This window comes from Pectobacterium atrosepticum (assembly GCA_019056595.1).
GTDB lineage: Bacteria > Pseudomonadota > Gammaproteobacteria > Enterobacterales > Enterobacteriaceae > Pectobacterium > Pectobacterium atrosepticum.
In genome coordinates, this window is sequence record CP036163.1 from 2,416,160 (window position 1) to 2,430,655 (window position 14,496).

The 14,496-nt window shown below is 53.3% G+C and carries 13 protein-coding genes; 2 read left to right on the forward strand and 11 right to left on the reverse strand.

What is annotated here, in order from left to right:
• The first annotated feature begins 86 nt into the window (after positions 1–86).
• Positions 87–1,016 carry an EamA family transporter RarD gene (gene rarD / locus DCX48_11570; protein ID QXE15095.1) on the forward strand — a complete coding sequence of 310 codons (930 nt, stop codon included), beginning with the start codon at positions 87–89 and terminating at the stop codon, positions 1,014–1,016.
• On the opposite strand, the gene DCX48_11575 is transcribed toward rarD, so the two are convergent.
• The 9 genes from DCX48_11575 to DCX48_11615 form a co-directional block, all read right to left on the reverse strand.
• Positions 982–2,040 (reverse strand): AbrB family transcriptional regulator, encoded by a 1,059-nt coding sequence (locus DCX48_11575; GenBank protein ID QXE15096.1) that lies wholly within the window; start codon positions 2,038–2,040, stop codon positions 982–984. The two genes, rarD and DCX48_11575, sit on opposite strands and share 35 nt — an antisense overlap.
• Positions 2,041–2,267: 227 nt before the next feature.
• Complete coding sequence (corA, locus tag DCX48_11580) at positions 2,268–3,218, reverse strand: magnesium/cobalt transporter CorA (protein QXE15097.1); 951 nt, start codon at positions 3,216–3,218, stop codon at positions 2,268–2,270.
• Between the two features lie 407 nt (positions 3,219–3,625).
• Positions 3,626–4,372 carry a cyclase family protein gene (locus DCX48_11585; GenBank protein QXE15098.1) on the reverse strand — a complete coding sequence of 249 codons (747 nt, stop codon included), beginning with the start codon at positions 4,370–4,372 and terminating at the stop codon, positions 3,626–3,628.
• A 128-nt stretch (positions 4,373–4,500) separates the two neighbouring features.
• Positions 4,501–6,663, reverse strand: a complete 2,163-nt coding sequence (locus tag DCX48_11590; GenBank protein ID QXE15099.1) for a DNA helicase II — start codon at positions 6,661–6,663, stop codon at positions 4,501–4,503.
• A gap of 82 nt (positions 6,664–6,745) precedes the next feature.
• Positions 6,746–7,462: a 5-amino-6-(5-phospho-D-ribitylamino)uracil phosphatase YigB gene (yigB, locus tag DCX48_11595; GenBank protein ID QXE15100.1), complete on the reverse strand. Its 717-nt coding sequence runs from the start codon at positions 7,460–7,462 to the stop codon at positions 6,746–6,748.
• On the reverse strand, positions 7,462–8,397 hold the full coding sequence (gene xerC, locus DCX48_11600) for a tyrosine recombinase XerC (GenBank protein QXE15101.1): 936 nt from the start codon (positions 8,395–8,397) through the stop codon (positions 7,462–7,464). Before xerC ends, yigB begins: the two co-directional genes overlap by 1 nt.
• Positions 8,394–9,098: a DUF484 domain-containing protein gene (locus DCX48_11605; protein ID QXE15102.1), complete on the reverse strand. Its 705-nt coding sequence runs from the start codon at positions 9,096–9,098 to the stop codon at positions 8,394–8,396. The genes xerC and DCX48_11605 overlap by 4 nt, the downstream gene beginning before the upstream one ends.
• Positions 9,095–9,919 carry a diaminopimelate epimerase gene (locus DCX48_11610; GenBank protein QXE15103.1) on the reverse strand — a complete coding sequence of 275 codons (825 nt, stop codon included), beginning with the start codon at positions 9,917–9,919 and terminating at the stop codon, positions 9,095–9,097. Before DCX48_11610 ends, DCX48_11605 begins: the two co-directional genes overlap by 4 nt.
• Positions 9,920–9,996: 77 nt before the next feature.
• Entirely contained in the window at positions 9,997–10,182 is a 186-nt protein-coding gene (locus DCX48_11615; protein ID QXE15104.1) for a hypothetical protein, read from the reverse strand.
• 59 nt (positions 10,183–10,241) lie between these two features.
• Between DCX48_11615 and cyaY the strand changes: the two genes are divergently transcribed.
• The gene (gene cyaY / locus DCX48_11620; protein QXE15105.1) at positions 10,242–10,562 is read left to right on the forward strand and encodes an iron donor protein CyaY; all 321 of its coding nucleotides are present in this window, start codon (positions 10,242–10,244) and stop codon (positions 10,560–10,562) included.
• A gap of 52 nt (positions 10,563–10,614) precedes the next feature.
• Here cyaY and DCX48_11625 read toward each other — a convergent pair whose 3' ends face one another.
• Together DCX48_11625 and DCX48_11630 are read right to left on the reverse strand one after the other, a co-directional pair.
• Positions 10,615–11,787, reverse strand: coding sequence for an MFS transporter (locus DCX48_11625; GenBank protein ID QXE15106.1), 1,173 nt, complete (start codon positions 11,785–11,787; stop codon positions 10,615–10,617).
• Between the two features lie 48 nt (positions 11,788–11,835).
• Positions 11,836–14,394: a class I adenylate cyclase gene (locus DCX48_11630; protein QXE15107.1), complete on the reverse strand. Its 2,559-nt coding sequence runs from the start codon at positions 14,392–14,394 to the stop codon at positions 11,836–11,838.
• Positions 14,395–14,496: the final 102 nt, after the last annotated feature.

Sequence of the window (14,496 nt, forward strand, 5' to 3'; positions counted from 1 at the left end):
CAAACCGTGTCATGAACACTTTACGTGAAAGCGCTCACAGTTTTGGGTAGACTTAGCGTTTTCCCGCCGTCCTTATCGAGTTACCCATGAACGCGCAACAAACCCGTGAGGGGATTTTTTTCGCCCTCGCCGCGTATTTCATTTGGGGAATTGCTCCTGTTTATTTCAAGCTGCTTGAGCATGTTCCACCCAATGAAATACTGACGCATCGTATTATCTGGTCATTCTTCTTTATGCTGATTCTGCTGACGGTCGGTCGGAAATGGCGTCAGGTGAGTCTTGCCTGCCGTAACATCAAGCACCTGTTTCTGCTGGCGTTAACGGCGGTGCTGATTGGCGGGAACTGGCTGTTGTATATCTGGGCGGTCAACAACCATCACATGCTGGAAGCCAGTCTGGGGTATTTTATCAACCCGCTGGTCAACGTCATGCTGGGCATGATCTTTCTGGGTGAACGCTTTCGCCGCCTGCAATGGCTGGCCGTGCTACTTGCCGTGACTGGCGTACTGGTTCAGCTGTGGACATTCGGCTCGCTGCCAGTTGTCGCGCTCGGGCTGGCATTCAGCTTCGCGTTATACGGTCTGCTGCGCAAAAAGATTGGCATCGACGGCCAAACCGGCATGCTGATAGAAACACTGTGGTTGCTGCCAGTAGCCGTCATTTATCTGTTTTTTATTGCCGACACACCGAGCAGCCATCTGACAGCCAATCCATGGTCGCTGAATCTGCTGCTGCTCTCGGCAGGTATCGTCACCACAGTACCGCTGTTGTTCTTTACCTCGGCGGCCATGCGCCTGCGCCTGTCGACGCTCGGTTTTTTCCAGTATCTCGGCCCCACCATCATGTTTATGCTGGCAGTGGTGTTCTATGGTGAAACATTCAGCAGTGACAAGCTGGTAGCTTTTGCCTTCATCTGGGGTGCGCTGGGGCTGTTTATTCTGGATGCGCTTTATACGCAGCGTAAGCTACGGCGCACGCCAGCTACAGCGTCCCGGCCTCAACACGACGGGAAATAAAACGCGATAAGATCGGGCTGAACAACAGCGTCGAAAACAGCCGCAGCGTCTGCATGGCAATAACAAACGCCATATCGACCCGACTGCCTGCGGCGATAATCGCAATCGAATCCAGCCCGCCGGGGCTGGTCGCCAGAAAGGCGGTCAGCATATCCACCGGCATCATTTTCGTCACCATCCATGCCATCCCGCCACACAGCAGCATCAATCCGACAATCGACGTCATCATGTAAGGCAACGTGCGTATCGCCAGCAAAAAGATCGGGCGGGTGAAACATAAACCCACGCTCCATCCAATCACGGCATAAGCTAATGCCAGCAGCCATTCCGGGGTTTGCAGTTGTAAGGTGCCGCTGGCATGCAGCATCGAACCGATAATCATCGGCCCCAGTAACGCCCCAGATGGAATACGTAAGCGCCTTGCTAACCATGCGCTACCGAATGCCACACCGAGCGTCGCGAGAAAACGCCAGTCCAACGAAGGAAACCACACTAGCATCGCACTGTTTTCCGCCGCGTCGTCACCTAAACTCAGGCGTGCCACGAACGCAGCCGAAGCAGTCACCATCAACACTCGCAAATATTGCATGAAGGCAACCAGCCGTACATCCGCGCCGAACTCTCCAGACATGGCGACCATGGCAGACGCACCGCCCGGCGATGCTCCCCAGGTTCCGGTCGTTCCGGGCAGCTCACTAAATTTGACCAGTAGCCAGCCAGATAATCCGCTGGCAGCCAGCGTCGCCAACAAAATGAACAGCACCAGCGGCCATTCGTTCAGCAAAGGCGTCAGGATAGAAAATGACAGGCTTTGTGCAACCAGGCAGCCCAGAACAGCATTACTGCCCGCAAAGCCGACGGGCGGGATACGGATCGTCGCACCGTTTAACCCCATGACGACGCCGACCATCATCGGCCCCAGCAACAGCGCAGCAGGAACGTGGTAAACCTGTAGCCCAAACCCCAGAATTAATGAGACCGATAGCAGGATTCCCCATTGCACCCACGGTGACATCCCTTTCATGTACACGACCTGTATTTAAGAATAAAAAGTAAGAATAAAAAGTAAGAACAAGAATAAAAAATAGAAAGTAAGGATAGAAAAGCGATTCACCATTCTAAACAGAATAGTTGGAGAATAAACAGGAATAGTAAGGTTGCAAACGATCAAGCAGAAAAGGGATTTTGTATCAAAGGGAGGAAACGTTATGCGCCTGATGGGTAATCCCCGTCAGGCGCATCGGTGAAAACTTAAAGCCAGTTTTTACGTTTGAAATAGAGGTAAGGCGCCTGTCCGGCGAGAATCATCAGTACGATCGCACCAGGATAGCCAAACGACCACCTCAGCTCCGGCATAAACTCGAAGTTCATCCCGTAGCTCGATGCCACCAGCGTCGGTGGCAGGAACACCACGGATACCACTGAGAAGATCTTGATAATCCGGCTCTGCTCGATGTTGATGAAACCCATTGCCGCCTGCATCAGGAAGTTAACTTTCTGGAACAGAGATTCGTTGTGCGGCAGCAGAGATTCGATATCACGCAGAATTTCGCGCGCCTGCTCCAACTGACCGGATGGTAAACGAGCTTTACGCACCAGAAAGTTAAGCGCGCGCTGGGTATCCATCAGACACAGGCGGACCTTCCAGCCCACGTCTTCCTGTTCCGCCAGCGTAGACAGCGCATCGTCGTATTCGTCACCCTGACGCCCTTCCATAATGATGCGGCTCAGCGATTCCAAATCGCTATAGATGTTTTCGATTTCGTCCGCCAGTTGCTCAATTTTAGTCTCAAAGAGATCGAGCAGCAGTTCGTAAGCATTGCCATCCACCAGCGTTTGATTACGGGCGCGCATGCGATACAAGCGGAACGCAGGCAGTTCACGCTCGCGCAATGTATACAGGCGACCATCGCGAATGGTAAACGCCACGGTAGAGTTACCGGCGTGATCGTCAGCGTCTTCAAAAAAGAAAAAGGAGTGAATATGCAGGCCGTCTTCATCTTCAAAAAAACGTGCCGACGCTTCAATGTCTTCCAGTTCCGGACGGGTTGCCAGGCTTTGTCCCAGTTCGGTTTGTACTTTCTCACGCTCATCGTCTTCCGGCTCGATCAGATCGACCCAAATTGACGCGGTGAGATCATCGGAGTCATCCAATTCCAGACGAGATAAACGGCAATTATCCAGTTTAAATGCGCTCAGCATGGGCCATAGCTCCCCTTTCAGTAGCAGAGATGGACAACGCGATTGAAGCACAGAAACAGAGGTGAGGTGTCACCAGCAGGTTTCAGTCCGTTCGACGGATCTGACTCATAGCGACAAAAACAGCATCGCTGACAACCACGAAGGGTATCAGCAGAGGAAGATAGCCTTAGAAGTTGTACCTAATGAACAGGTTCGTGAGCCAGTATCGACTGGGTGTGTCCAAGGCGTTAGTCCTCCAAGAATAATGATGCGCGCATGTTACGCTGAGATGAAAAAGACTTCAACTTTAAAACCGCGGCTGAAACACGCTGTAAAATATTGGTCAAATGGATAAGCTTTATCCAATAAATCCGTCGCTGGAATCGATAAAAACGCAGTCCCCCAAAAAAAGGAACCGCGTATATGAACTAGGCGTTGCCCGGTAAATAGGCAATGGCACGGACGGGGAAACCGGGCGCACCGGCGAAATTAGGGTAGCTGACGTGAATATAAGCGCCGGTAGACGGCAGTTGATGCAGATTATTTAGCACCTCAACCTGCCAAGCATTCTGGTTCAGTACGAAAAACTCGCCAATAAGCCCGTTGTTGCGACGGAAATCGGCGGCAGAATCCGTATCCAGCGTTTCATGCCCTACCGCGCTAATGCCGCGCTTTTCAAATAGGAATGTTAGCGCCTCAAGCGACCACCCCGGCGTATGGCTGTTTCCCTGTTCGTCTTTATTCGCAAAGGCGTCAATATCAGGCCAGCGCGTACTCCAGCCGCTAGCAAACGCGACAAAGCTTCCTGACGGAATGTTCCCGTGCTCACGTTCAAATGTCAGAATGTCTTCGACAGAAAGGCGATAATCGGGATCGAGCGCGACGGCGTCTTGTTTGTGGATCACAACCAGCGGTAGCAACAGTTCTTTATTATCAATACGATCCAGATAACGCTTACCCGCCACAAAATGCCCCGGCGCATCAATATGCGTCCCCGTTTGCGTCGCAAACGTCACGGCCTGCGCATAAAACCCGTGATCTTCGACATTGAACAAGGTCTTGCGCTGCAACACGCCTTCAAACGCACCAAAAATAGGAATCGACTCCGTAATCGTATGCGTGAGATCGACCCATTTTTTCCTCTGCAACTCGGCAATAATCTGGTCTAGCGTCATGGGCATGCTCCTTTTTTATTGTGATACCACACATCCATCGATACGCGGCAGGCCACCTAGCATTGTCGAAAATGACGAGAAAGATTAATACAGGATTTTTATAAGATATGCAGTCACACGCGTGACGATCACACCGTTTCCAGTCTGGCGTAGGCGGCAACCAGCCATTTAATACCCTGTCCCTGAAACGCGACCTGAAGACGGGCGTGCTCGCCGCTGCCTTCCAGATTCACGATGGTGCCTTCGCCGAATTTCGCATGGCGAACCCGTTGTCCCAGCTTGTAGCCGCTGTCATTTTCCGTTATCGGCGTGCCAAGGCGCTGGTGATTGACCGGGCGGGAGACGCTGGCACGTAACCGCACCTCTTCAACGCATTCTTCAGGCAGTTCACCGACGAATCGGGAAGGCCGATGATAGGCTTCCTTGCCGTATAAACGGCGGGATTCGGCGTAGGTTATCGTCAGCTTTTCCATTGCGCGCGTGACGCCAACATAAGCCAGACGACGTTCTTCTTCCAGACGCCCACCTTCATCCAGCGACATCTGGCTGGGGAACATGCCTTCTTCCATACCGACGATAAACACCTGCGGGAATTCCAGCCCTTTCGCCGAGTGCAGCGTCATAAGCTGCACCGCGTCCTGATTGGCATCCGCCTGACCTTCACCCGCTTCCAGCGCGGCATGTGACAGGAATGCCTGAAGCGGCATCAGATCCTGATCTTCTTCCTGATAGCTGAACTGGCGCGTAGCCGTCACCAGTTCCTCCAGGTTTTCTACTCGTGCCTGCCCTTTCTCGCCTTTTTCCTGTTCGTACATACTCCACAGGCCAGAATCTTTAATCGCCCGGTCGGTTTGCACATGCAGCGGCAGTTCAGACGTTTCATAGGCCAGCGCATCGATCAATTCGACAAAGCGTTGCAGTGATGCCGCCGCACGCCCAGCCAGCACTTTCTCTTGCAACAGCACCCGCGTGGATTGCCACAGCGTCAGTTGACGATCGCGCGCCGTCTGACGCACCACGTCCAGCGTGCGATCGCCAATGCCGCGCGTCGGCGTATTCACCACACGCTCGAACGCCGCATCGTCATTACGATTGGAGATGAGACGCAGATAAGATAGCGAATCTCTAATTTCCTGACGTTCGAAGAAGCGCATTCCGCCGTAGATGCGGTATGGCATACTCTGCTGCAACAGCGCCTCTTCCAATACGCGCGACTGGGCGTTGCTCCGATACAGAATGGCGTTATCTTTCAGCACACCACCCTTTTCCTGCCAGGCTTTAATTCGGTTAACGACGTAACGTGCCTCATCCAGTTCGTTGAATGCGCAGTAAAGCGAAATAGGTTCGCCCTCGACACCTTCCGTCCATAGGTTCTTGCCGAGCCGCCCGCCGTTGTGGGCAATCAGGGCATTCGCCGCTTTCAGAATATTGCTGGTCGAACGATAGTTCTGCTCCAGACGGATTGTTTCTGCGCCGGCGAAATCTTTCAGGAACAGCTGAATATTTTCGACCTGCGCCCCACGCCAGCCGTAAATCGACTGATCGTCATCTCCAACGATCATCACCTTGGCGCTATCGCCCGCCAACATGTGGATCCAAGCGTACTGAATGCGGTTGGTATCCTGAAATTCGTCCACCAGAATATTGGTAAAACGCTCACGATAGTGGTTCAGCACATGCGGTTTGTTCAGCCACAGTTCATGCGCGCGCAGCAGCAGTTCGGCGAAATCCACCAGTCCAGCGCGATCGCACGCTTCCTGATAAGCCTGATAGACACGCTGCCACGTTTGCTCGATAGGGTTGCCGTAGCTTTCAATGTGCTGCGGACGTAAACCTTCGTCTTTCTTACCGTTGATGAACCACATCGCCTGACGCGGCGGCCACTGCTTCTCATCCAGATTCAGCGCCCGAATCAGTCGTTTCAACAGGCGCAACTGATCGTCGCTGTCCAGAATCTGGAAATCCTGCGGCAGATTGGCATCCATATGGTGCGCACGCAGCAGACGGTGTGCCAATCCGTGAAAGGTGCCAATCCACATGCCTCCCTGACTGGTACCGATCAGATGGTTGATACGATGACGCATCTCTGCCGCGGCTTTGTTGGTAAACGTCACCGCCATGATGGAGTACGGCGAACAGTTTTCGACGGACAATAACCAGGCAATACGATGAACCAGTACCCGAGTCTTGCCGCTGCCCGCCCCTGCCAGCACCAATAAATTGCTGCGCGGCGCGGCTACCGCGGCACGCTGTTTGTCGTTGAGGCCATCGAGCAGATCAGAAACGTCCATAGGTACGGGTTATCCGGTGACGGGAAACGCCGCGCATATCAGGGGCATTTCCACTGGTGATTTATACAGATTAATGCGGTGATTATAGCAATGCCGACAGCGATGCCAACCGCGAAATTTCAATATGCGGCAGCAGCCGAGCGTCGCCAATCTGTGTCAGGCTGCCTTCACGCAGGTTAATCCAGCAGGCTTGCATACCGCAGCGGATCGACCCCGCCACATCGGTCGTGAGATCGTCGCCAACATGCAGAATCTCATGCAAAGGCAGATTGAGTTTTTCCGCCGCCAGATGGTACATATCATCAAACGGCTTGGCACGACCGTGCGGGCCGGCACGCAGGATGAAAGAAAAATAGCGTTCGAGGCCGAACCGATGCGGCTCGGCGTTGCCGTTGGTGATCGCCGCCAGCGGCACTTTCTCAGCTAATGCTGCCAACGTCTGGTGCGTCTCTTCGGTAATCGCAATCTGACTACGCCAGTGGGCAAAGTTTTCCATTGCCGCTTTTGCGCCATCCTTAGACTCTGCGGCACTCAGGCCACGATCTAACATCGCCAGTTCAACTGCACGGCGCCGCCATTCAGTGACGTCGTGATAGATGTCCGGTTCGCGCTCCAGCAAGGTCTGGCGTAAGTTCTGGAAATCATCTGCCTGAAAATCACGAAGCGCAGGATGGTACTCTTGCAGGAAGCGGATTGACTCTTGCCCTGTGCGTCGAATGACGTCCGCGTTGTCGTATAGCGTGTCATCCAGATCGAACGTGATCGCACGGATCGGACCAAGAGATCGGTAAAAATGCATCAGGGTTTCCCTCGTTTGGCGCGTGGATGCGCTGCATCGTACACGGAGGCTAAATGTTGAAAATCAAGATGGGTATAAATCTGCGTCGTAGTCAGGTTGGCATGACCGAGCAGCTCTTGGACCGCGCGTAAATCACCGCTGGATTCCAGCATGTGCGTCGCAAAGGAGTGGCGCAGCTTATGCGGGTGAACATGACTATTGATGCCTTGCTTAACACCCCATTCGGCAAAACGCTTTTGCACGTTACGCATCGAAATGCGTCGCCCCTGATTGGAGATAAACACGGCATCATCCTGCGGGCCAAATAGTTCACGCAGCGCTAGCCAGCGCTCCAGCCAAGTTACCGCTGTTTTTCCTATCGGTAATTTGCGCTCCTTGCTGCCTTTCCCCATCACCCAGATTTCGCCGCTTGCCAGATCGATATGCTGATAATCCATGCCGACCAGCTCTGCCAGACGCAGACCCGCGCCGTACATCACTTCCAGCATTGTACGGTCACGCACCGCAAGGGGATCGTCCAGATCGATCTCCAGCAGGCGATTCACCTCATCCACATCCATATTCTTTGGCAATGGACGTCCGGCCCGCGGCGTGGATACCCCTTTAGCCGGATTTGCCGTCAGTACACCGCGTGACACCATCCAGTCGAGAAAACTGCGCAATGCCGATAAACGGAGCGCCAGACTTCCTGAATGTAGCCCATCACGCTTACTGCGGGACACCACGGAGCGCACGCTAGAGGCATCCAGTGCGCGCCAGTCAGCGATACCCGCAGCGGAGAGTATCGTGATAACCGCAGATAATTGGCGCGAATAGCTGGTCAATGTCAACGGACTTAACTGGCGTTCTACTTTCAGATAGCGCAGGAACGCATCAACATCGGTTTGTAGAGGAGAAGAGGAAGCTGCCTCCGATGGCGCAGGCTGTCGGCTCATACCCGCTCAACCCAGCGCGCCAGCATCGCAGGCAACATCATAGCCATTTGCTGAAGCAGCACGGTTCCCATACCATTCTGATAATGGTGACTGTCACGGCTGCTGAAAATCAGCACCCCCAAATCGTGATGATTTCCCATCAGCGACAGCGCGACCGAACCGACCTGTCTGGCCTGCGGTAGCAGCAGTAACAGTTCCGGCCCGTTTAGGCTGCCAAGATAGTGGTTATGTTGTCCGAAGCGCTGAATGCGCAACGGCTCAAACGAGGAGCGATTTAACCCAAGATGGGTAAAATCGGAAGGCGCGCCAATGCGCCATTTGTCGCTAAACAGACGAACCGCTGCCCCCGCTAGGCCCAGCTGACGCGCCCAACGCTGCAAGCGATCCAACATATCTGTCAGGCTTTCCGCCGACGCCAACTCAGTTTGTAACCCAAGCAGGCGATTGAACAACACCTCGTTTGCGCCCGCCTGCTCCATCAACAGCGTGATTTCTTCCTCAAGCTGAGTGATGTGATTACGCTGGCGTGCCAGTTGCCATTCCACCAGCGACACGGTCCCCCTGACGGGATGAGGAACGCGCATCTGCTCGACGGGACGCGCATTGCGGATAAAAAAATCAGGATTTTGTTGCAGGAACTGCAAAACCATCTCGTCACTGAGTGCGATCTCGCGTTCTGCCTGTTCCTCGACATTCTTCATAAATGAATAAATCCATCGTAGACATGCGTTGCAGGCCCGGTCATGAATAACGGATGTCCCGGCCCATCCCACTGGATATCCAACTCCCCGCCCGGCAGCGATACGCGAACTTTCGCGGACAATAATCCCTGCAGGATCCCTACCGCCACGGCAGCACATGCGCCGCTACCACACGCCTGCGTTTCTCCCGCACCGCGCTCGTACACTCGCAGACGGACTGTCTGGCTATCGACGACCTGCATAAAACCGATATTGGCGCGATCGGGAAAACGCTCGTGGCTTTCCAGTAACGGCCCCAGTGTTTCCACTTTCGCCGTTTCCACATCCTCAACCTGAATCACACAGTGCGGGTTGCCCATCGACACTACGCCACAAAGTACCGTGTGTTCGTCGGCACGCATGATGTAGGTTTTCTCCGCTTTGACCGCGCGAAATGGCACCTGCTGCGGCTCGAAATTCGGTTCGCCCATGTTAACGCGCACCAATTCATCGTCCGTAACAGACAGCACCATCCGGCCAGTCTGCGTACTGACAGCGATATCACGCTTGTTGGTTAACCCTTTCAAGCGAACAAAGCGAGCAAAGCAGCGCGCACCATTACCGCACTGCGCCACTTCACTACCATCCGCATTAAAAATACGGTAATGAAAATCCAGTTCAGGATCGTAAGGCGGCTCGACCACCAAAAGTTGGTCAAATCCCACACCACAGTGCCGATCCGCCAAACGGCGAATCAGTTCGGGTGAAAAATAAACGTTTTGCGTAACGGCATCAACAACCATGAAATCGTTGCCTAACCCGTGCATCTTAGCGAACTGCATTATCCTGACTCCCCCGCTTGCTTAACCGGGCGCGATAAACGTATACGTGACCTGTTATTTATTATTACCGTAACGCATTAAGGACGTATTGACGGTTTCTTTTGTGGCTGCTGGTTCTCATTTTGCTGAGTCGCTGACGAGCCAGTCTTACCATCGGCTGGCATATAAAGCGGACCTTTCAGACCACAGCCCAATAAGCTGACTACTGATAGCACCAGAAAAAATGGGCGAAATACGTTTTTCATCACGTGAAGACCTGTCATTAATACTTGTATGCTCTCTATAATCGCAGGTGGATCATGAAAATCAATAGGAATCGAAAATGAACGATAGCGAGTTCCACCAATTAGCCGACGAACTCATGCTTCAGTTGGAAGAAACGCTGGATCAATTTGAGGGTGATGCCGACATCGATTCCGAGATTAACGGCGGTGTGATGACGCTGAGTTTCGAGAACGGCAGCAAAATCGTGATTAATCGGCAGGAGCCACTGCACCAAATATGGCTGGCAACCAAAACGGGTGGCTATCACTTTACCCTTCGGGAAGAACGCTGGGTATGCGATCGCAGCGGTGAAGATTTTATCGCACTGCTGTCATCAGCCTGTTCGGCACAGGCTGGGGAAACCGTTCACTTCGAGTAGCGTTCCCTGTCTTCATGGCACCGCAATTCATAGCATTGCGATGCCTCGTACATCAGCGCCGTCCCAGTAATATCAGCGCCAGTACCATCAGTAGCAACATACCGATGCCAAACATATTCACCAGCGGCCAGCCGCTGGTCAGCGCCATTAGGCTACCGGCAGACAGCGAGGCCAACGCGTTAGGCACATAAACCACCAGTGAGTTAATGCCCTGCAAACGGGATTTATGCACCGAATGGGTAAAAGCGTTCAGCATAAATGTCCCACCGTTGAACATAAACGCCCACCCTACGCCAAACAGCACCAGCGCAAAGAGGAAGTGCAAGAACGTCAAACCACTCAACGCCACCGCCACACCAGCCAGATTACAAGCCATGCCGATCGCCACGGCCTGAACCGGCGTCAACCGTTTCGCCAGCACTACTAACAACAGCGCAGGGGCATACATGGCGACAAAATGCCATTGCAAAACCGTCGCGCTATGGCTGACGGAAAAGTGGTGCTGATGCATCGCCAGCGGCGCTGAATTCATTAGTAGCGTCATCACTACAAATCCGACGGAACAACTTGCCGTGCCTAACACAAATGCCCGATTTCTCAGGATCGCCGCCAGCGGTTCACTGCGCTGGGCGCTAGCCGTAACAATCGGCATCGGGGGTAATTTAAGGCCAAGCAGCAGCAGTGACGTGATAACGCAGATAAACCCTGCGGCGATAAAACTGCCGAGAAACGGGTATGACGCCCAAAGCTGAGAAGCCTGACTAGCCGCAAACGGGCCAAGGAAACCGCCCAGGACACCACCGCTGATCACCCATGATATCGCCCGGTTTTTTTGCTGATTATCGGTAAAAATTTCAGCAGCTGCGAAACGATAATATTGATTGAAGGCGCAGGACATCCCCAGAACAAACGTTGAAAACACAAAGAGTGGAAAGCTGTGTAGCACAATCGCCAACGCCGCCAAAAGCGCTCCCACCAGCCCCAACAGCGTGCCGATGATGAACGTATTGCGCCTGCCGTATTTCGTCATCAATGAAGAAACGGCGTAAATCATCAGCGCCGCGCCGCACACCGTCGCGGTAATCGGTAATGTGGTCAGCAGCGGAACCGGCGTCATCGAGACGCCAACCAGCGTAGAACACAGCGTCATCAGGGAAATAATACTGCCGGTCAGCCCTTGTCCGAGCGCCAGCAGTATCAGATTTCGGCGTTGCAACGAATCCATCAATACATCCCTTTCTGAATGCGCTGAAAGCCGAGTGTCTGGCAGTGACTATAAGATTTGTAGCCGCTGTTCCATCGTCATCACCTCATCATCCACCACGGGCGTAATGCACAGATGAGAAAGCGCGCTGCTGCGGAACGGAATCACCTGAGTGCGACCGTCCAACTGTACGATTTGGTAGAACTGCGGCAGGTTAAAATTGATAAAGCTGGAACCATAGGTAAAGCGATCGTGCGAAGACGAATAGAAGCGACTGACATCGCGCACCAGCTCTTCTTTACTGCCTTCACAGTGGTGATACACCTCAACACGATTCGACTCATCCAGAATATAGATATTAAAGCCCTGATTTTCCGTCAGATCTTCAAAGAAAAATTGGATGATCCCTTCGCTGGCGACACCATCGACCACCGGCGGTAAATGCACATGGTTGGTTTCGACCTGAACCGGCTGGCCTTGCAGCTTGTTGTTGGAAATCGCGCCATAAAATTCGACCGCGTTCTCCAGCTTTTGCACTGACACACTCAGCCGTTCAAAGAACAGCCCCCAAGTTTGCCCTGCCACTTTCACCGCTTTGAAGCGACCTGGCTCCTGCTGGCGCGTACTGGTCAGACGCAGCTCAATACATTCGGAAACCAGCTGTTGCACGCGAGTACGAATCAGCCCGCGCAGGTGCTGGCTATAGCAGAACACTTCCAGTGATTCCGGCAGCGCGGCATCCTGATGCATTTTGCCCAGAATGGTTTTCAGCGCTTCCAACACTGCCTGCTCACCGCTGAAATGCAGCGTACGCACTTCGTTCCACGAGTTGCGATACAGCAGGTCGATACTGCCAACCAGACACTGCTGCTGCTGGCCGAAACTGAACACATCCAGATGACGGAAATCGAAATGCACCACCTGATTGCGGAAAGCCGCCGTCGGATCGTGTTCCAGATTGACAATAATCGCCAGATGACGAATTTCACACGGGCTGTACAGCGCCTTCGGCGTCGGTGCAGGCACGCGCAGCGGGAAGTGGTTAGCTACATCGTCCACCAGCGCTTGTAAGCGCGTGATGTCACACAGCTCGTTACCTTTAATGTACAGACGCGTGCTCGGTGTCAGCAGACCATTAAAATACGCCCACGCCACCAGCTTGTTCAGATAGCGATTATATTCCAGCGGCTGATGGCTGATGATCGCATCCATCGACGGTGCCTGATTGTACAGATACCAGCCGGAACGGTTCGCACGACCAGGCGGAACATAAATAAAGGTTAAATTCGGCTCCGACAAATCGGGCGAAATTTGCGGGTTCAGCAGAGTGACTTTGCCCGGCAGCGCTTCAAACGCGGCATACAGTTTACGGGTCAACACACCGATATCCTGCGGGCTGGCGCTGACGCTGAGATTATTGCGGCGGGCGAAGCGAATCAGGTTGCGATAAGTCTGCATCATCGCATCCAATAGCTCATTATGCGCTTCGCGTACCTGTTCGATTTTCCAGTTAGCGCGGTTATCTAACATCGCCAGATGTTCGTCGCTCCAGCCCCACTCTTGTACCAGTTGACTCAGAATCTGGCGACGCCAGCCGACGCAAGCTTGTTCTCTGGAGAGCTTTTCACAGACTTTTAAATAGAAACATCGACGCGCCAGATCGAGACGCGTTGGGTCGTTGATCGCCGTTAGGTAGTGCGTTACGCGATCCAACATCATGCAGTAAGGATCGAGACCAAAAGAGACGATCTCGCCGTCATGCAGGCGTTTTTTAATTTCGGTCGAAAGCAGGCTGGTATCTGGGTATTCCCAAGAATAGGCTTCCAACAGCAGTGTTTTCAGTACGGCTTTATAAGGGGAATCGATACTTTTATAGAGCTGCCAAAGGCTCGCGCCGAAATACTCTTCCGCCGACAGCGTACTTAAGCCACCTAAATCCATCCACTCGTTCGGTGCCAGCGCCCCCTGCGAGTACAGCGACAGCACATAGTCGTCGTAGTGGGATTCTTCTTCGACCGGCACCATGTTCCACAGAATGCGTTTACCGGCCATGCGCACGGCGGTACGGTAGAATTCGTCGAGTAACAGAATGTGCTGCATGGAGCCGCAGTCTTCACCGCCCAGACTGCCGCTTTCATTGTGGCGGAAACGGCTTTCATCCATCAGGAAGAAACTAACCTCAGCGCCCTGCGCTGCTGCCCACTGCTCCAGGAGCGTACATTTCTTCTGTAGGAGTTGGCGCTCTTCGCTATCCAGCCAGGATTGGTGGCACACCCAGATATCGAGATCGGAGCTACAGCTCTGCCCGATAGACGAGGTGCTCCCCATTGAATAGATGCCGGTGATCGGCAGCTCGCCCTGCGGATGAGAACCGTCAAACTGGCCCCAGCGCAGCGCGATGCTATCAAGGTATTGTTGTTGCTTTTCATCAGGCGTGTGAGTGCAGACACCGTGAGGCACTTTGCCTTCAAGGTAGCCGGGCATCAACGGGTGATGATGATGTAATAAAATGGGCAGAAGACTGTAAACCTGCTGAAAAGCGGGCTTCATTGCTCCCAGAGCACGCTCAACACGCAGTTGGTTGATCGCATCCAGTCTTTGCTTCAAAGTCTCGATGTAGAAGTACAAGACGTTTCGCCTGATTTATCCCAGTGCCTAGAAAAACCCCATGTTCCAAATTCGCCAATGATAAAATTAGAAGAATGTTTAGCGAATTATTGCTGGAAACGT

Coding starts and splice junctions, on each gene's coding strand:
- rarD (QXE15095.1), top strand. CDS start 87: ATGAACGCGCAACAAACCCGTGAGGGGATTTTTTTCGCCCTCGCCGCG.
- DCX48_11575 (QXE15096.1), bottom strand. CDS start 2,040: ATGAAAGGGATGTCACCGTGGGTGCAATGGGGAATCCTGCTATCGGTC.
- corA (QXE15097.1), bottom strand. CDS start 3,218: ATGCTGAGCGCATTTAAACTGGATAATTGCCGTTTATCTCGTCTGGAA.
- DCX48_11585 (QXE15098.1), bottom strand. CDS start 4,372: ATGACGCTAGACCAGATTATTGCCGAGTTGCAGAGGAAAAAATGGGTC.
- DCX48_11590 (QXE15099.1), bottom strand. CDS start 6,663: ATGGACGTTTCTGATCTGCTCGATGGCCTCAACGACAAACAGCGTGCC.
- yigB (QXE15100.1), bottom strand. CDS start 7,462: ATGCATTTTTACCGATCTCTTGGTCCGATCCGTGCGATCACGTTCGAT.
- xerC (QXE15101.1), bottom strand. CDS start 8,397: ATGAGCCGACAGCCTGCGCCATCGGAGGCAGCTTCCTCTTCTCCTCTA.
- DCX48_11605 (QXE15102.1), bottom strand. CDS start 9,098: ATGAAGAATGTCGAGGAACAGGCAGAACGCGAGATCGCACTCAGTGAC.
- DCX48_11610 (QXE15103.1), bottom strand. CDS start 9,919: ATGCAGTTCGCTAAGATGCACGGGTTAGGCAACGATTTCATGGTTGTT.
- DCX48_11615 (QXE15104.1), bottom strand. CDS start 10,182: ATGACAGGTCTTCACGTGATGAAAAACGTATTTCGCCCATTTTTTCTG.
- cyaY (QXE15105.1), top strand. CDS start 10,242: ATGAACGATAGCGAGTTCCACCAATTAGCCGACGAACTCATGCTTCAG.
- DCX48_11625 (QXE15106.1), bottom strand. CDS start 11,787: ATGGATTCGTTGCAACGCCGAAATCTGATACTGCTGGCGCTCGGACAA.